Source organism: Vagococcus hydrophili, assembly GCF_011304195.1.
GTDB lineage: Bacteria > Bacillota > Bacilli > Lactobacillales > Vagococcaceae > Vagococcus > Vagococcus hydrophili.
In genome coordinates, this window is sequence record NZ_CP049887.1 from 784020 (window position 1) to 801569 (window position 17550).

At 35.6% G+C, this 17550-nt stretch carries 17 protein-coding genes and 1 pseudogene; 5 read left to right on the plus strand and 13 right to left on the minus strand.

All coding sequences use genetic code 11. The features are described from left to right. Positions 1 to 9: 9 nt before the first annotated feature. The 13 genes and pseudogenes from ruvA to G7082_RS03870 all read right to left on the minus strand — a co-directional run bounded on the left by ruvA (position 10) and on the right by G7082_RS03870 (position 13978). Positions 10 to 627 carry a Holliday junction branch migration protein RuvA gene (ruvA, locus tag G7082_RS03810; RefSeq protein ID WP_166033896.1) on the minus strand — a complete coding sequence of 206 codons (618 nt, stop codon included), beginning with the start codon at positions 625 to 627 and terminating at the stop codon, positions 10 to 12. Positions 628 to 766: 139 nt separating this feature from the next. Next, positions 767 to 2506, minus strand: coding sequence for a hypothetical protein (locus G7082_RS03815; RefSeq protein WP_166033897.1), 1740 nt, complete (start codon positions 2504 to 2506; stop codon positions 767 to 769). Then, positions 2503 to 2748: a hypothetical protein gene (locus G7082_RS03820; protein WP_166033898.1), complete on the minus strand. Its 246-nt coding sequence runs from the start codon at positions 2746 to 2748 to the stop codon at positions 2503 to 2505. Before G7082_RS03820 ends, G7082_RS03815 begins: the two co-directional genes overlap by 4 nt. Positions 2749 to 3091: 343 nt before the next feature. After that, the gene (locus G7082_RS03825; protein WP_166033899.1) at positions 3092 to 4651 is read right to left on the minus strand and encodes a thiol-activated cytolysin family protein; all 1560 of its coding nucleotides are present in this window, start codon (positions 4649 to 4651) and stop codon (positions 3092 to 3094) included. A 264-nt stretch (positions 4652 to 4915) separates the two neighbouring features. After that, a complete protein-coding gene (locus G7082_RS03830; RefSeq protein WP_166033900.1) occupies positions 4916 to 5641 on the minus strand; it encodes a Crp/Fnr family transcriptional regulator in 726 nt (241 codons plus the stop codon). 51 nt (positions 5642 to 5692) lie between these two features. Beyond that, entirely contained in the window at positions 5693 to 5956 is a 264-nt protein-coding gene (locus G7082_RS03835) for a YiiX/YebB-like N1pC/P60 family cysteine hydrolase (RefSeq protein WP_166033901.1), read from the minus strand. 814 nt (positions 5957 to 6770) lie between these two features. Further along, entirely contained in the window at positions 6771 to 7091 is a 321-nt protein-coding gene (locus tag G7082_RS03840) for a hypothetical protein (protein ID WP_166033902.1), read from the minus strand. A gap of 135 nt (positions 7092 to 7226) precedes the next feature. Then, positions 7227 to 7655: a peptide-methionine (R)-S-oxide reductase MsrB gene (msrB, locus tag G7082_RS03845; protein WP_166033903.1), complete on the minus strand. Its 429-nt coding sequence runs from the start codon at positions 7653 to 7655 to the stop codon at positions 7227 to 7229. A gap of 14 nt (positions 7656 to 7669) precedes the next feature. After that, entirely contained in the window at positions 7670 to 8224 is a 555-nt protein-coding gene (locus G7082_RS03850) for a Maf family protein (RefSeq protein ID WP_166033904.1), read from the minus strand. Between the two features lie 12 nt (positions 8225 to 8236). Further along, a complete protein-coding gene (gene mutL / locus G7082_RS03855; RefSeq protein ID WP_166033905.1) occupies positions 8237 to 10153 on the minus strand; it encodes a DNA mismatch repair endonuclease MutL in 1917 nt (638 codons plus the stop codon). A gap of 19 nt (positions 10154 to 10172) precedes the next feature. Then, a pseudogene (mutS, locus tag G7082_RS03860) lies at positions 10173 to 12763 on the minus strand (DNA mismatch repair protein MutS). 15 nt (positions 12764 to 12778) lie between these two features. Then, positions 12779 to 13165: a YlbF family regulator gene (locus G7082_RS03865; protein ID WP_166033906.1), complete on the minus strand. Its 387-nt coding sequence runs from the start codon at positions 13163 to 13165 to the stop codon at positions 12779 to 12781. Positions 13166 to 13177: 12 nt separating this feature from the next. After that, complete coding sequence (locus G7082_RS03870; RefSeq protein WP_166033907.1) at positions 13178 to 13978, minus strand: TIGR00282 family metallophosphoesterase; 801 nt, start codon at positions 13976 to 13978, stop codon at positions 13178 to 13180. 163 nt (positions 13979 to 14141) lie between these two features. On the opposite strand from G7082_RS03870, the gene G7082_RS03875 reads away from it, so the two are divergent. From G7082_RS03875 to G7082_RS03895, 5 genes are all read left to right on the plus strand, one after another. Beyond that, entirely contained in the window at positions 14142 to 14771 is a 630-nt protein-coding gene (locus G7082_RS03875; protein ID WP_166033908.1) for an NAD-dependent epimerase/dehydratase family protein, read from the plus strand. Positions 14772 to 14789: 18 nt separating this feature from the next. Continuing rightward, a complete protein-coding gene (coaB, locus tag G7082_RS03880; protein ID WP_166033909.1) occupies positions 14790 to 15545 on the plus strand; it encodes a phosphopantothenate--cysteine ligase in 756 nt (251 codons plus the stop codon). Between the two features lie 15 nt (positions 15546 to 15560). Continuing rightward, positions 15561 to 16109 carry a phosphopantothenoylcysteine decarboxylase gene (locus G7082_RS03885; RefSeq protein ID WP_166033910.1) on the plus strand — a complete coding sequence of 183 codons (549 nt, stop codon included), beginning with the start codon at positions 15561 to 15563 and terminating at the stop codon, positions 16107 to 16109. A 42-nt stretch (positions 16110 to 16151) separates the two neighbouring features. Continuing rightward, positions 16152 to 16736 carry an ECF transporter S component gene (locus tag G7082_RS03890; RefSeq protein WP_238842707.1) on the plus strand — a complete coding sequence of 195 codons (585 nt, stop codon included), beginning with the start codon at positions 16152 to 16154 and terminating at the stop codon, positions 16734 to 16736. Positions 16737 to 17119: 383 nt separating this feature from the next. Further along, positions 17120 to 17533 (plus strand): DUF2871 domain-containing protein, encoded by a 414-nt coding sequence (locus G7082_RS03895; protein ID WP_166033912.1) that lies wholly within the window; start codon positions 17120 to 17122, stop codon positions 17531 to 17533. Positions 17534 to 17550 lie beyond the last annotated feature (17 nt).

The window sequence follows — 17550 nt, forward strand, 5'->3', positions numbered from 1 at the left end:
AAATCCTCCCTATTTTTTCATTAACAATTTCAAACCAAAGCGTAAAATTTCATCCGTTGCTTTACCTGTCATTGTTTCAAGCTCTACCTTAATGCGTTTGATTTCTCGCTCAGAATAACCTAATGCTTTCAGTGCTTCAATCGCTTCTGTTAAGGAACTATCATCGATCGTACTAAATAAATCATCTTGCTTGGCGTAAACTTGCTTCGCTTCCCCTGTGATTTCTAATTCATCTAATTTCCCTTTTAAGTCTAAGACCATTTGTTGCGCTGTCTTTTTCCCAACACCTGGAAATTTAGTTAAGTACTTCGCGTCTTCATTTTCAATCGCACTTACTAATCCAGCATGGTCATCTAAAGCCATAATGGCTAAACCACTCTTAGGTCCAATACCTGAGACACTAATTAATTTTAAGAATAATTGTTTTTCTTCTAAGTCTGAAAAACCATATAAGACATGAGCGTCATCTCTGATAACTTGATGTAAATAAACGACCACTTCTTTTTCTAAATGAGCTGAATAGCGAAACGGATTTGCCACAGCTATTTGATACCCAATGTTGTTTGTTTCGATAACTATATAATACGGACTCACATAAGTGACCACGCCTTTAATGTATTCGTACACTTTTTCTCCACCTTCCACGTACGCATGTTCCCTAAGATTGTAACATAGTTTAGGAAGATTTAGCCATGATTTACGCATTAAACAATGTAGCAAGAAAAAGAGCGTATGATATAAGCATAAAAACTTATACCACACTCTCTTATTTTGAGTAACGACGCGTTATAAACCATGTGGAAAATGTTGATAGAATAAATACTAGGGATATTTCTGTCACATAGTTCAATTTCCAAGAGGCTTCGTTCTCTTCAAAATCATTATTCACTTTTTCTTCCCTAACCTGTTCAACATCAGTTGTTTTCTTTTCATGATGGACGTTCTTTTCTTCTGAACTCATTAACGCATCTATCAAACACTCTTCATGATATCTTACTTCCTCTAATTGATTAGAAGTTACTGTCGGCATTTCTTTAATGAGCGTCATCATATCTAGAACATTTTCGGCTAATTGTTTAGTCACATCGGTTGAACTAACTTTCTTTTCAGCTAATTTAGTCTCTACACATGGCTCATTAGTTGGTACATTCAACTGCTCTTCCATTAGTAAATCAAATAAATCCACACTTTCTGTTTTTTCTTGATGTTTTTCACTCACTATTTGAAGAGCTTGCTCTTTTTTTACATCCATCATTTTTAATAACTCAATAAAATAACTTTGAATGGTTGCTGGGTTTACTCCGTAGTAATTTTCAGTGTCTACATCATAAATAATTTGACCCACGTTATTAACTGAATCATAGCTAACATTGGGACTTAGCTTCCTCGTATAAGAATCTATAGAACGATCACCTATAAGTATCTTTCCACCTTTTTTTTCAAACGTTTGACACAGTCGTTTTACTTCATCAAAACTCAAATCCGTAGTATCTCCTAACGTATCCAACGCCTTAGTGATATTATCTAGATGTAAATTAGTAAAAAGTGATTTACCTGTGAACATCATCAAAGAACTCTCCGCTGATAACTCTATTTTTTTATTAACCACGTCATTAAGTTTATTTTCTAATACCATAAGATAGTTAAATCCAGTTTCTTCCGGTATGACTTCTGCGTTCATTAATATAATATTACTAGTGCCTTTAATTTGTTTTAGACCCAAGACTTTCAAATACTTCCCTTTATCTAAGATAACCTTATCATCTTCAACAATAATTGGTAATTCATTTCTTTTAATTTTCAAATGAAGATGATTTGGTAAAAAATCGAAAGAGGTTGTCCCTTTTAAAAAATGGTCTAATTTAAGAAACGTTAACTTTTCTTCTATTTGTTTGAAATCATATTTTCCAGATAACGCAATGGGTGCATAGACATAATCGATTCTTTCATTCTCTTCATATACATCTACATCAAGTTTATTTTCTATCACATCAATTAATTCGACGATATCTTGATTGGCAGAATCGCTCCCTTGAATTACTCTGTTACAGCCTTTTTTTAATTGTTCATTCATCTCGTTAAACAATTTATTCCCCTCTGTGTTGGGGCTAAATATTTCTTTTACCCACTCAGAAGAATTATCCATCGGCTCTTCTTCATCAAATTCATCACTAGAAATACTGTTGATGTCATCGTTGATATAATCATGCTGGCTGATACTCTCTGTAAAATTTTCTGTCTCTTCAGATTCGACTAAATCTTGATTTTCTTCTTGCTCCTCATTATTAAAAATAATTTTTATTTTAGAGACATCCAATGTTTCTTCCTCTTTTCCCTCGGTTAAGATCCCCTTCTGGTTCAACTGGTTTTTTTCTACCGTAATTTTGGTAGTGTCCACCCCCTCCAAAAGTGACATGGCACTAACACAATCAGGCATAAAACTACTCCCAACTAAAAATGGAACAGCTAGGGATTTCCACGGATTTTTCAATTTTAATAGACTCATTTACCACCTCTACTTATAAATAACGCTACAGCACTTGAGCAAGATAGCAAAACAAGTAAAACCGACATCAAACCAAAGGGATTTTTCTTTGGGTATTCCCTATTTTCTTTAAGCAACTGTTTCCCCTCTTCCATTAAATGAAAAAACTCTTCTTTTTTGGTAGTATCCTCAGCATAACTAACCTCTGTTAACAACAAACTACTCAAAACTAGTACACATAATAAACGATATTTCTTTCTCATTTTTCACTTAACCTTTCTCATTAAAACAAGCCAATCTATCACTCACGACTTTTCATTTCTTAAAAGTCAGTTATGATAAACTAGCTTGTCCTTAAAATTTAATCTTTTCTACTTTAAATTAACCAAAGAAGGTAGAGTATTACTAACTTCAACATCATCATTCTTCCCTCCATCTCTTAAACTCAGATAAATAATAAAATATAAAACACAATTAATGCATATGTCATTTTTAATCACACCCTTTTTCTATGTTTATGATAGGCAACAATCCTAATAAAAGTGGATTACATACCAATTCCCAGAAATATTTATTCATTGTCATTATTCATTTACCTCACTTTATTTAGGTTGAACTATCATCACAATCCGGGACAAGTGTTGTTCCCCAAATAGTAATGGTTCGATTATTAGTTAGTGGTAGATTGTTCTTGTCATAGACTACTTTCCACCAATCCCAAGCTAATCCTGTACATTCTTTGATTTTCACTTGAATATTTCTAGCGTTTGCAGGTAAAGGAATAGTTGTTGAAAAGCCCATTGTTTTATCTTGATCGTTTTCTATCCAACTCTTAGGAGTTAGTACTTCTTGACCATTCCCATCATAAGAAATTTCATCCCAATTAATATAATATCTAGCCACATACCATCCACTATGAACTAAATTTATAGCTCCACCGCTAAACTCTTTCACGGTTGTTTCAATGTAATCAGTCGTATTTTTAGTCACAGCTTGAGCATTGTCTTTAAGAAACACAGTTCCAAAAGAAATCGGTACTGCAGGTGTATCTCTTGTAAAATATTTCCCCTCGTCAATAATCTCTTTAATACTATCTAAGTTACCTTGAACTACTTTACTAGCAGATCCTGCTCCACCACCATAAGCGACTGCCTTGAAAGTTGAGTTTTCAACTATTTGTTTCAATTCCACATCTGAGGAAATATCTTGTCCTTTAATAACTGCTTGAACAGCTAACTTAAATTTGTCGCTGTTACTATTTGTTTCTACAGCAGCGTAAACAGTTCTACCATAGGACACATTTGAAACATAAGCAGGCGGAGAACTTTGATTGACTCCTCGACGCTCTAAATCACTAGCAGTTACATTGTTTCCAAAATATTGACCCGGAGACGTTTTTAAATCAGCATTGACTGTAAAATAAATTTGTTTAAATTTAAGAACAATACAGCGTGATTCCCCATTACTAATTGCTTCAAAATTAACATTTAGTTTTTGTGCGGCCTGTTCAAATCCTAAACCAAATTGCGTTTTTAATTGAGACATACTGTAAGCTTCTGACTGTTGAAACTCAACTTTTGATGGTACCTCTTTATACTCTGGATAATTTTTTATCCATCTTTCTATAAGTGTTTGAACCGCGCCATTCACATTTCCATAATTTGGTTTTTTAACAGTTTCCTGATTATCTTTTTCAGTCATTCCTGGTAAATCAATGGACAGTGTGACTCCTCTTCTATTAGCTGAAACCGCTGTAGGTCGACCTTCAGCTAAATCTCTGTTAGCCAGTAAAATAGAACCTGGGTATAAACATCCTTCATTGTTAGATAGAACTGAAATATCTGCACTCCCATCCGTCATACTGCTTTTCTTTTTTTCAATCACATAAAATTTACCTTCACGCCAATCCGTTTCAGTAGGAGGGGTTGTTTTTATTGTCTCACCTTGAAAACTCAGAATTTTTAAAGGGTCATAATTCAAGCCATAGATATAGTCATCTAATTCATTATTTTTCCCTTTTGAGTCAACGACGCTTTCACTTTGTTTTATCTCTGGCTCAACGATACGATCCTTAGCGTAAACTTTTGTTAAACCACAACTAGTCACCGGCAACATGATCATTCCGCTTATTAGTACTCGTTTTAGAAATATTTTTTTTGATAACATATCTCTTCAGTCCTTTCTCCTTTGAATAACCTAAGTATAGGTTTAACCTAACTTTTTCTCTTTAACAAAAGTTAACTAGTTTGATTTTTTTTACAAAAAAACTAGTCAGTACCATTTACAATACTAACTAGCTCTTTCTATATTCTTTTCTTATGGCTTCTACTGAAACATATAATATAGCTCATATAATTCATTTACGATTAACATCACTTTGTTCACTATTTCCATGTATCTTTCCTCCTAATTTATTTATCTTTTACTGATTCATTCATTTAATTTCGACCATTTCTCTAATTCGTTTAATTTAAACCATTCTTCAATTTTAGGTGAGTATTCTTTTAATTTTTCTAAATCCAATATACTTATTTGACCCTTTTGAACCCGAATTGCATTCTCTTTTTTTAAGTGTGCTAACAATCTAGATACTGCTGAAATATGGGCAATACCGCATGCATATCCCAAGTCTTGTAACGTCACTTTTAGTTGAATCGTAATTTCTGTTTCCCGTTTTTCCCCAAACAGATAAGACCAAATCAACAACTGACCACATAAAGATCCGATTTTCCCATTAATCGAAAAATCGCTTAATTTTGACCATAAGAAAGTAACTTGCTTTTGAAGACTATTCACCGTGTAAAGTAAAGCTCCTTTTGAATGACACACAAAATATTTTAAATCTTCTGCTGTAATAAAATAGATTTTAACAGTCTCAGATACGACTTCCAAATCGTACTTACACATCACTTCGTCATCTACAATCGAATTGGAGAGGATTAGCTGCTCTGAACTGATATGTTGTAAGTTAAATACAGTACCCGAAGAATCATCACTTGTCATTTTTAAGATACCTTCCTCTACAAAAATACTGGCATAGTTATCTTTCCAATGACTCATAATAACTTCACCTTGAGTAAAGCTTCTAGGCATAACATGACTTTCATGAAGTTCTGTAATAAATTCTTTTTTGTTAGTCACTAAAGCTGTTCCCATATCAACCTCTCCTTTATTAACAGTAGATTTTTTGAAAATATGTAACGTTTTCTAAATCACTCGATACACTTTTGGTGAATTTCTGATTTCTTTTGGAGTAATACCGGGATGAGCCCAGATATGCTGAGACTCCAAGTCAATACCAGAATTTTTATAGGCTGCCCAAACTAATAAAGAACAATACCAACTTGCCTTTTGATCATCCGAACTATGAGAAAAGTCTAAAGAATAACTTTTCCCTAATTGAGAGACACAAAAAGCGATTACCTCATCTACCAAATCTTCTGTTCTTTCTTTATATCGGTAAACTTCCACTTTTCGCTCCTTTATTCGTTGTTCATCTAAAACTGAGCGAAATACTTTTGCGACTATTTTCCCTTTAAAATAGCCACTGGCTTCAATCAACCTGACATACTTTGTTTGATAAGCCTCGTCATAATATATTCCTTATAGCAATAGGTAAGTCTTTGAAGTGATCGCTAACTTTTCCCCTGCTCCACACCGTGCATGCGACTTTCACCGCACACGGCGTTCCACCAACTAAAAAAGTTCAAATAACGGATTTTAATTCAACTTAATCATATCACAAAAAAACTCTTGGGTGAATTTTTTGTTTATTCATTGAACTTTTTTTAACTTGTTGGCTAGTGGCTATTTCTCCTGCTTCATTACAAAGCACTCATCGATCCTACCACCGCTCTCACTAAAACTATTTCACTTTAGCTTTCGACGTTCCTTTAGCTCTATCCATCCTAAACTTAGGTGCCAGTTATACTCCATTGATTCTAGATATGCCTATAACATACCAAGGATTTTTGGGTCGTGTCCGCTACTCATCCTCTAATCAATCAACACATTTCTATGCTTGGCAATAAAAGTTTTCATTCACTGGTTCGTCAGACAATGTCATACTCACCTTATTTAGTTTTCTACGACCTCCGATTTATCCAACACAAGATTTAAACAATCATCTCTTTCGTTTACATGACGGTGTTGTTCAATCGACTTTATCGAGCTTCATACAAATAAATGCATGTCGAAGTTTAAGGGAGATGTTTCCAATCGTTACTTTTTCATTCCATCTCTCAAGCTAAAAGTTCTCAATGACTCATTGGCATAACCTTTTCAGTTATGAACGTCTCGCACCCACGATTGCCATATGACCTGTTAGACCACCAAACCCTGTTGCTTCATAAATAATATCGCCCTTTTGAATAATCTCTAATAACCAGTTTTCTCCATACACTGGTTGTTTAGGCAATTTTTCACCTGTATTGTAATACCATGAATAGCCTATTGACCAAAAAGAACTCGCTATTTCTGTGTCTGCTTCTTTAACTGTCTGTTCTCTTGCTTTCGTTATTTGTGAAAACGACAATAGGCAGCTACCTAAAATTAAAAAGATAACCCATAACTTCACTTGTTTCATCCAGTTTATAGAACGTTTCACCTTAATCTCTCCTTTCTATCCATAAGCAATTTTGCTTATAATTTATTTTACAAAAAGTCTTTTTCACAAACCTTAACAGATGTTAACAAAAAAACTGAGTTAAAACAGATTACTTTCTGTTCTAACTCAGTCTATCTATTCAAACAACACCAAATATTCCTCATACCCAGCCTCTGCCATTTCAGACACCGGTACAAATTTCAACGCAGCGCCATTAATACAATATCTCAAGCCACCACTTTCACTTGGTCCATCTGGAAAAACATGCCCCAAATGGGAATCTGCTTCCTGACTTCTCACTTCGGTTCTCATGCGGCGTAAGCTATTATCTTCTAACTCTTGAAGTGTTGCGATTGGCTTTGTAAACGAAGGCCAGCCACAACCAGCATCGTATTTATCTTTTGATGAAAACAAAGCTTCACCACTAACAATATCCACATAAATACCTTCTTCAGTAAATTGATCGAACTCACTAGAAAAAGGATGTTCTGTTCCGTTTTCTTGAGTGACTTGATATTGTAAGGGTGTTAATTCTTTACGTAATTCTTCTTGTGACTTTTTCATAACAACCTGCCTCCTTAAAGAATTTCTTTTAACACTTGGTGAACGTAACCAATTGGGAATCCCACAATAGAATAATAATCCCCTCTAGTCTCTTTCACAAATAAAGCACCTTGTCCTTGAATACCGTAGGAGCCCGCTTTATCACGGTGTTCTCCAGTCGAAAGATAGTTTTCAATATCTGTTGAAGTTAGCTCGTAAAAATCGACTTCTACTGTTTCTGTTTTCTGATAAACTTTTTCTTTCGTATAGATATAAACACTCGTTAAAACATGATGAATTGTACCACTTAACTGAGCTAACATGCTTCTTGCATCGTCATCTGTTTTAGGTTTTCCCATAATCAAGTCACCTAAAACAACCGTTGTATCGCAACCGATGACGATATCATCAGGATGTTCACTCACAATAGGTGCTGCTTTTTCTTTTGCCATGCGTTCCACATAATCTAAAGGTGATTCGTGTGGCGCTACTGTTTCATCAATATCCGCTGGTTTAATTAAAAAGTCGGTCACTGATTTTTGGAGTAACTCTTTTCTTCTTGGTGAACTTGAAGCAAGTATAACTGTCATCTGAACCTCTCCTTAATGTGGGTCTTGAATTCTCTTAAACATTTTTTCCATGTCATTGTTAGTAAAACGAATCAAAACTGGACGACCATGAGGACAATTAAAGGGATTTTCACAATATTTTAAATCCTCCAATAAGGCTCTTGCCTGTTTTTCATCTAAGTAGTGATTGGCTTTAATTGATCGTTTACAGCTCATCATAATCGCTGTATCTTCTCTAAATTTCGCCACACTAACTTTTCCTGTTTCTAAAAAGATATCAATCATCTCTCGAATGATACTCTCTTCTTGCCCTTTGATGTACCAAGTGGGATGGGCTCTGACGATTAAACTATTATTACCAAAATCTTCTAAAATAATGCCCACTTCTTCAAGAACAGGTAGACTTTCTTTGATTCGAATTAAATCATCCGCCGAATAATCCAGAACAATTGGCACAAGTAATTCTTGTAAATCATTGGTTACTTCACCGATTTTTTTTCTGAAATATTCATATTTCACTCGTTCTTGTGCGGCATGTTGATCAATGATAAATAGCCCTTCTTCATTTTGAGCAAACAAATAAGTTCCGTGCATTTGTCCAAAATAATCTAAATCTGGAAAAACATCTTTCTTTTCAGAAGGATTTGTTTCACTCATTGTTTGATTTAATTCTTCTGATACATGATCTTCTTCCACATGAAAAGATGTTTTTTCTTCCGTAAAATGCGGGCGACTTTCTTTTTCATAAGTAATCACAGGTTCTTTTGATAATGAGTTCGTCTGGTCCTTTTTCACGTAGAAATCACCCGTTGTTTGATCAAAAATCAAATCACTTGGTACAACGTCTTTAGCTGGTTCTATTCTTGGTTTTCTTTCCGAAAAATTAAAGCCTAATTGTTCGACTTTATCTTCTTGCGCGAGACGTTTTCTGTAAGGCGCACTGTCACTTGCGTTTGGAATTAGCAGCTGATCACTTAACACCTCGCGAATCGCCTCACGAATTAAGACAACCAATTCTTTTTCCTTGCTCAAACGAACTTCTTGTTTGGTGGGATGAACGTTCACATCCACCAGTAAAGGGTCCATTTCAATTTGCAGAACAACTAAAGGAAAACGCCCCACCATTAATTTAGAGCCGTAACCTTCAACAATTGCTTTATTGAGGACATAATTTTTGATATAGCGACCATTAATAATCAAAGACAAGTAATTACGACTCGCTCTAGTGACTTCGGGTAGCGAAATATAACCTGATAAATGAAAGTCCAAATCTTCTCGGTTAATTTCTAACATTTTCTTAGCTGTCGCTACCCCGTAAATTCCCGCAATGGTCTGTTTTAAATCCCCACTACCTGTTGTTGTTAGCATTTTATTACCATCATGAACAAGACGAAAAGCCACATTAGGATGACTCATGGCTAGTCGATTAACAATATCTCCCACATTAGCTAACTCAGTTTGAAGGGTTTTAACATATTTCAAACGAGCTGGCGTGTTGAAAAATAAATTTTCAACAGTAATATTCGTTCCTTTTCTAAGAGAATGAGGTTTATGCTCCTTCACCTCACCACCAGATAAGAAAAGATAACTCCCGTCGCCTACTCCTGTGGATGTTTCCAACGTTACTTCTGAGACTGAGGCAATACTGGGTAAAGCCTCCCCACGGAATCCTAGTGATCTAATTCTAAACAAATCATCTCGACTATGAATTTTACTTGTGGCGTGGCGCTTGAAAGCATTCAACACGTCATCCGCTTCAATGCCTTCCCCGTTATCCACGATTTGAATTTTCTTTAAGCCTGATTCTTCTAAAAAGATATCAATTTGAGTACTCCCAGCATCAATGGCATTTTCTACTAATTCTTTGACAACTGATGCAGGGCGTTCAACTACCTCACCTGCGGCAATCTGATTGGCAAGCGTTTGAGATAATTCTTCAATTTTCGTCATGACACTTCCCTCCTATTTACTAAAGTTGTTTTTTTAGATTAAACAAATAATTTAGCGCATCCATTGGGGTCATTTCAAGTAAACTTAACTCTTTCAATTCATTTAGCACAGCTGTTTCTTTTTCAGAATTTCCGCTAAATAAAGAAAGTTGCTCTGTTTCTTCTACAACAATTGGTGCGACTTCTTTAACTTCTGGTTTTATTTCTGTCACCATCTCTGGCGTTTTACTTTCTAAGTGCTCTAAGATTTCTGACGCTCTGGTTAACAAATTATCTGGTAATCCTGCTAATTTGGCGACATGAACCCCGTAACTCTTATCAGCCGGTCCTTCCATCATTTTATGTAAAAAGACCACTTCTCCATCCTTTTCAACAGCGCCAACATGAATATTTCTCAAACCAGATAGCTCTTCTTCAAGAACCGTTATCTCATGATAGTGAGTTGAAAATAGTGTTTTGGCTTTGACATTTTTATGAATGTACTCAATAATCGCTTGCGCTAAGGCCATTCCGTCATAAGTAGCCGTTCCTCGTCCAATTTCATCAAATAAAATCAAACTTCTCGGTGTGGCATACGTTAAGGCTTGATTGGCTTCCATCATTTCCACCATGAACGTACTTTGACCTGAAATTAAGTCATCTGACGCCCCGATTCGAGTAAAGATTTGATCAAAAATTGGTAAGGTCGCTTTCTCACACGGAACAAAACAGCCAATTTGCGCCATAATCACAGTTAAAGCTAATTGTCTCATGTAGGTACTCTTACCTGACATATTCGGTCCAGTAATCAGTAACATAGACGTGTCTTCAGCCATCATGACAGAGTTTGGCACGTATTCCTGATGTCCCAAGACCTTCTCAACTACCGGATGTCGCCCTTCCACAAGTTCCAAATGGTGCTTATGACTAACTAACGTCGGTCTCACGTAATGATAGTGTTCACTCACATCTGCAAAACTCTTAATCACGTCTAAACTTGCTAATGATTTAGCTAATTTTTGCAAGAAATCAATTTCTTTTTTGACTTCTTCCCTTACACCAAGGAATAATTGATATTCCAATTCTTGAGATTTTTCTTCTGATTCTAAAATCAAGGTTTCAATCTCTTTTAATTCAGGAGTGATATAGCGTTCAGCATTGGCTAAGGTTTGTTTTCTTTCGTAACGACCTTCTGGCAACTGATCAATGTTACTTTTCGTCACTTCGATAAAATAACCAAAGACACGGTTAAATTTAATTTTTAAGGTTTTAATTCCTGTTGCTTGGCGCTCTTTGGTTTCAAGTTCAGCTATCCACTGTTTGCCATTCTTCATGGCATCTCGGTAAGTATCTAACTGCTCATTGTAACCATCACGAATCACATTTCCTTCTGTAATCGCAAGGGGGGCTTCTTCGTTAATTGCTCCTTCAATCAGAGCAACCAATTCAAAAGCAGGGACTAAATCAACCAATAATTCATCCCATTCTCCCTGATTGATTCCTTCAAGAACTTCTCTGATGCTTGGCACTTGGTTAAGTGAGGTCATTAATTGGATTAAATCACGACCATTAACCGTTCCAAACGCCACGCGACCTGCTAAACGTTCTAAATCATAGACTTTACGTAATTTCTCTTTTAAATCCATTCGTTCAAAATAAGCATTTAGTAAACTCTCCACCATATTTTGACGTGTCACAATTCCTGACTCTTCCACTAAAGGACGATCTAACCATTGTTTCAGAAGTCTTGCGCCCATTGCTGTGTTGGTTTCATCAAGCAACCAAAGCAAGGTACCTTTTTTCTCCCCGTTCTAATCGACTGAGCGAGTTCTAAATTATATTTAGAATAATAATCCATTTTTAAATAGTGATCTGTTTGATAACTCACTGCTTGTTGCAAATGGTCTAAACTTCTTTTTTGGGTAATTTGTAAATATGAAATCAGGGTTTTGGCACCTAAAATTAAGTCTTCACTTTCTAGTTTAGCAATTAAGGCACTCATCTCTGAAGTGATGGTGTCTGTTGCTTGGTGTTTTGAAATCAAAATACCGTGTTGTTCTAGTTTTTCTTCTAAATCTTCACCAATCGTTGAACCCACGACAATTTCTTTGGTCTGTAAACTTTCACATTCATTGATGATACTATCCACCGAACTAAGCAAGGTTACTTTAATCTCCCCAGTACTTAAATCAGCATAAGAAAAACTATAGTTATCTGTGTTTTCAATCAACGTAATCGCTGTTAGATAGTTATTTTCTTTTGATCCCATGTCATTATTAGTTAACCGCGTTCCTGGTGTCACTAGTTGAACCACTTCACGTTTAACCATTCCCTTAGTTGTCTTAGGGTCTTCAACTTGCTCACAGACAGCTACTTTATACCCTTTTTCAATCAATCGATCGATATAACCAGGGGCTGCATGATGAGGAATGCCACACATTGGGATTGGATCATCTGCATTTTTATTGCGACTTGTTAAGGTTAATTCTAATAATTGTGAGACTTGTTCTGCATCGTCATAGAACATTTCGTAAAAATCACCTAATCGGTAGAACAAAAAAGCATCTGGATAGCCTTTTTTAATATTAAAATATTGTTCCATCATTGGTGTGTGTTTTGTTTTTTGCGGCACCGGGCAACACCCTTTCTATTTCTTGTGCTCTATTTTTTCTTCTAAACCATCATTCACGTTTTTTTCTAATAAATGAGTCACATATTGAAGTAAATCATTGGCTTCCACTAGTTTTTCTCGGTAAACAATCACTAAAGGATGTTCATCGAATTCTTTTTGTTTGGTATTAGCTAAACGAATCGCCTCTTTTTCAGCTTCCGGCTTATCGTAATGAGCGTATTGAACCGCATCTTTTTGATGACGTTTAATACTTTCAACTAATTCTTTTAAACCTTCGTGTTGATCGACTTTTTGAGCAATCTCTTTGTATGACTTAATCACTTCATTTTCCCCAAGTTGGGTTAATAACATATCTAAAGATTTAGCTATTTTTTCTTCATATTGAAATTCACGATTTTCCATAGTCAGTATCCTCTATTCTTTAAATCGACGATCTGGGTTAATCATATTTGCTTCAATTTTTTTCGTCTTACCTGTGGCATCATCAATATCAATCACACAATAAGATAGTAACTCGCGACCTTCTGTTACGACTTCAAAACGATGTGGTAACGCTGTTCTAAACTTCTCAATTACAGCTGTACGGTCCATCCCTAAAATCCCATCATAAGGACCAGTCATCCCAACGTCAGTAATATAACCTGTTCCCTGTGGTAAAATTCTGGCATCATTGGTTTGAACGTGGGTATGAGTTCCCACAATTGCTGAGACACGACCATCAATATACCAAGCCATGGCTTGTTTTTCACTAGTTGTTTCTCCGTGGAAATCCACAAAAATATTCGGTGTTCGCGCGCTCGCTTCTTCGATTAATTCATCAATTACAGTAAAAGGGTCGTCAATCGCTGTCATAAAGGCTCTGGCTTGTAAATTAATCACCGCAAGTTCTACTTGATTAACCTTAACAAACACCATTCCAACGCCTGGTGTTGTGGCTTTAGGGAAGTTAGCTGGACGCACCATTTTTTTAGCTTCGTCAATAAATTCAAAAATTTGATGATTGTCCCACGTATGATTTCCTAGAGTCACCACATCGGCCCCATCTTGAAGGAATTTTTTATATATTTTTTCAGTAATACCGCGACCTGCTGCTGCATTTTCACCATTTATAATGGTAACTTGTGGGCGGTACTTCTTTTTTAATTTTGGTAAATAAGTGGTAATTGTGTCTCTTCCTAATGATCCTACTACGTCTCCGCAAAATAAAATTCGCATGAATTTTGTCCTCTTTTCTAATTAGCTACTTTGTACATTCTATCAATTTTTTAGCTTAAATAAAAGTAAACATCATCCTTTTCAAGCTTTGTTTTCTCCCTTACTTTTAAAGAGTATGTTAAAATGAGTACCATATAAAATAGGATAAAAGGAGTGACCTGTTATGAAGCCCACTTTTGTCGTTTTTGGCGGCAGTGGTTTTATTGGACAAGCCGTCTGTCAAGAAGTGATTAATCGAAACCTTCCAGTTGTTAGTATTTCAAAACATGGTAAACCTAGAGAAGAAGAACTTTGGATGTCCTCTCCTCTGATTACTTGGCTAAGTATCGACATTTTTAAGGATAACTCTTGGAAACAGTATATCTCGGATAAAACATGTTGCATTAATCTTATTGGCATCTTTTTTGAAAATAGAAAAAAAGGATTAACCTACGATAAAATGATTCTTCTTGCCAATCAATTAATCAGTGATGAAGCAGAAGAAAAACAAGCACCTTATCTTTTCTTATCCGCAAAAGCTGGTCCCTGTGGTTATATTGAGGCAAAGAAAAAAGCCGAAGCTGATTTATTTATGAAGAAAAACCAAACTATTATTATTAGAAGTGGTTTAGTGACAACTAAGAAAAGACCTTTTGTTTACACACAAGGTGTTGCCATAAAAATCTCTACTCATTTACCTATTATCAAAAGGACTGCCAACAAAGTATACCCAGTCCCTTTGAAACATTTAGTTACAACTATTATCAATGAATCTTTAGCACCTAGTCACAAAATAATCGAAGACATTCGTTAACTATAGGAGTTTTATACAATGAATATTTTAATTACTTCTGGCGGGACATCTGAAAAAATAGATGATGTCCGCCATTTAACAAATCATGCAACAGGTCGTTTAGGAAAAGAAATTGCACAAGCCTTAGAAGAAGATGGCATTACCATTCACTATGTTCACGGTCCAAAAGCCGTCTTACCTAAAGCTAGCAACTGTCAATTTTACCCAATTGCCTCTGTTTCAGAACTATATACGATCATGGAAAAGCTTTTAACAACGATTTCTTTTGATTACGTAATTCATAGTATGGCTGTCAGTGATTATGAGCTAGATGCAGCAACAGACGAAGTATTACTAGCTCAGACCATCGCTCAATATGTGATGAAGCAGTCATTTACAACAGAAGCTGAACTGACAGAAATTATTAAAAATAGCTTATTTGATTCGGAAGCCCTTCAACAAAAAGCTCAAAAGAAAATAAGTTCAAAAAACGAGAAACTCATTTTAATGATGAAGAAAGCACCAAAAGTAATTGGTCATATCAAACAGTGGCAACCTGAGACTCATTTGATTGGCTTTAAATTACTGGTGGATGTTTCAGAAGAACATCTCGTTTCGATTGCTCAAGAAAGCATCACAAAAAATCAAGCAGACTTGATTCTTGCCAATGATTTAACTCAAATTAGCGATAATCAGCATCATGCGTTACTGGTTTCTAAAAATGGGATTGAACAACGTTTTTCAACTAAACAAGACATCGCTCAAGGTATCAAAAAAATTATTTTATCAAACTAAAAAGGAGTCTGACATATGCCTACTGTTTTACTTGGTATTTCTGCTAGTATATCGGCCTATAAAGCGGCTGATATCACCAGTCAATTAAAGAAAAGAAACATCGATGTGGAAGTGATTATGACACAAAATAGCACAAAAATAATTCCAGCTTTAACACTCCAAGTTTTATCTAAAACTCACGTTCACACGGATGTGATGTTAGAAGAAAATCCCATGGAAATTAATCACATTGATCTTGTTAAACGAGCAGATTTATTTTTAATCGCCCCAGCTTCAGCCAATATTATCGGAAAAATCGCTAACGGTATCGCTGACGATATGCTCTCAACAACCGCTTTAGCTGTTCATGATATTCCAAAATTAATTGCTCCAGCCATGAATACTTATATGTATGAAAATCTTGCCATGCAAGATAATTTGGAAACATTAACTCGCTACGGTTATCAACTGATTGAACCTAAAACGAGTCTTCTAGCTTGCGGCGATTATGGTAAAGGTGCCTTGGAAGATGTGGATGTCATTGTTAACACTGTATGTCAGATTTTAAATCAACCTAAGGAGTAACTAGCTTTGAAAACGAAACAACTCACTTTAACGGCAATTTTTATGTCGATTATTTTTCTATTTTCCTTTACACCACTTGGATTTATCAATTTAGGTTTTATTAAAGCCACACTTGTCCATATCCCTGTAATCATTGGAGGCATTGTTTTAGGACCTCGCATTGGGGCTCTTTTAGGTTTAACATTTGGTGTGTTAAGTATTGCTATCAATACCACTGCACCTTCCGCTTTGTCTTTTGCTTTTTCTCCCTTTATTCCGGTACTTGGTACGAACGAAACCAGTCTTTGGTCTTTAGTGATTGCCTTAGTTCCGCGAATACTAACGGGTGTCGTCCCCTTTTACGTCTTTAAATGGTTACAAAAAAGAGAGCTTAAAACTAAGACGTCACTTTTTCTAGCAGGGGTTTCTGGGTCATTAGTAAATACGATTTTAGTTATGAACCTCATTTACTTTGTTTTTCAAGATGCTTATGCCACCGCTAAACAAATGGAGGTTGGTGCTGGACTTTATAAAGCAGTGCTTTCTGTCATCTTGATAAACGGCGTACCAGAAGCACTTGTAGCAGGAATTGCGACAAGCGCCGTAGCTTTTATTCTGCTAAAGGTCTACCATAAAAATCGGACTTAAGCATGACGTCTCTTCTGAAAACTGATGCTATTATTAAGACATCAACAAGACAGGAGAGAAATCAGATGAATGAAAAAAGTAGCTGGCTTCGCGTGATAGTCATTGCACTAATCATACTTGTAGGCCTAAAAGTATTACCTTTTATTGTCGGAATAGTAGCAGTTCTTATCAAACTCGCGATGGTCTTAGTTATTGTTTATTGCTTAACGCAATATTTTTCTAAATCATCACGACGATATAACTCCTATAAATAATTTAACGATGAGAAACACCCAATGATCCCCCTCATTGGGTGTTTTATTTTTTCTCAAGCATATAAAGTGACATTTTGTCACTTTATATGTAAACTACTAATTATCAGAAAAATAAAGGGGATTTTTTACATGAAAAAATTAGTACGAACAAGCATGACATATATGATTGCAGGGCTTGCTTCAGGATTATTTTACCGAGAATTTACGAAAATAAATGATTTCCAAGGAAAAAGTCAATTAGGTACACTGCACACTCACATTTTAATTTTAGGGATGTTTTTCTTCTTAATTGTTTTACTACTTGAAAAAGCCTTTAAATTAAGCGAGCACAAACACTATAAAAAATTCTACGCGCTTTACAATAGCGGTTTAGGAATCACGCTACTTATGATGCTGACTCATGGAATTATGACCGTTTTAGGTAAAGCTGATTCACCCATGATTGCCGGAATTGCTGGACTTGGACATATCTTCTTAACAATCGGTTTAGGATTTTTCTTTGCTGCTTTAATGGGGCAAGTTGGAAAACAGGAAAAAGCATAAAAAAACATCTCACGAAA

Excerpts from the sequence above, each read along its gene's own strand:
- G7082_RS03875 (WP_166033908.1), top strand. The coding sequence starts at position 14,142 with ATGAAGCCCACTTTTGTCGTTTTTGGCGGCAGTGGTTTTATTGGACAA.
- G7082_RS03865 (WP_166033906.1), bottom strand. The coding sequence starts at position 13,165 with ATGGAAAATCGTGAATTTCAATATGAAGAAAAAATAGCTAAATCTTTA.
- coaB (WP_166033909.1), top strand. The coding sequence starts at position 14,790 with ATGAATATTTTAATTACTTCTGGCGGGACATCTGAAAAAATAGATGAT.
- G7082_RS03885 (WP_166033910.1), top strand. The coding sequence starts at position 15,561 with ATGCCTACTGTTTTACTTGGTATTTCTGCTAGTATATCGGCCTATAAA.
- G7082_RS03815 (WP_166033897.1), bottom strand. The coding sequence starts at position 2,506 with ATGAGTCTATTAAAATTGAAAAATCCGTGGAAATCCCTAGCTGTTCCA.
- G7082_RS03850 (WP_166033904.1), bottom strand. The coding sequence starts at position 8,224 with ATGACAGTTATACTTGCTTCAAGTTCACCAAGAAGAAAAGAGTTACTC.
- msrB (WP_166033903.1), bottom strand. The coding sequence starts at position 7,655 with ATGAAAAAGTCACAAGAAGAATTACGTAAAGAATTAACACCCTTACAA.
- G7082_RS03830 (WP_166033900.1), bottom strand. The coding sequence starts at position 5,641 with ATGGGAACAGCTTTAGTGACTAACAAAAAAGAATTTATTACAGAACTT.
- G7082_RS03825 (WP_166033899.1), bottom strand. The coding sequence starts at position 4,651 with ATGTTATCAAAAAAAATATTTCTAAAACGAGTACTAATAAGCGGAATG.
- mutL (WP_166033905.1), bottom strand. The coding sequence starts at position 10,153 with ATGACGAAAATTGAAGAATTATCTCAAACGCTTGCCAATCAGATTGCC.
- G7082_RS03890 (WP_238842707.1), top strand. The coding sequence starts at position 16,152 with ATGTCGATTATTTTTCTATTTTCCTTTACACCACTTGGATTTATCAAT.
- G7082_RS03820 (WP_166033898.1), bottom strand. The coding sequence starts at position 2,748 with ATGAGAAAGAAATATCGTTTATTATGTGTACTAGTTTTGAGTAGTTTG.
- G7082_RS03870 (WP_166033907.1), bottom strand. The coding sequence starts at position 13,978 with ATGCGAATTTTATTTTGCGGAGACGTAGTAGGATCATTAGGAAGAGAC.
- G7082_RS03895 (WP_166033912.1), top strand. The coding sequence starts at position 17,120 with ATGAAAAAATTAGTACGAACAAGCATGACATATATGATTGCAGGGCTT.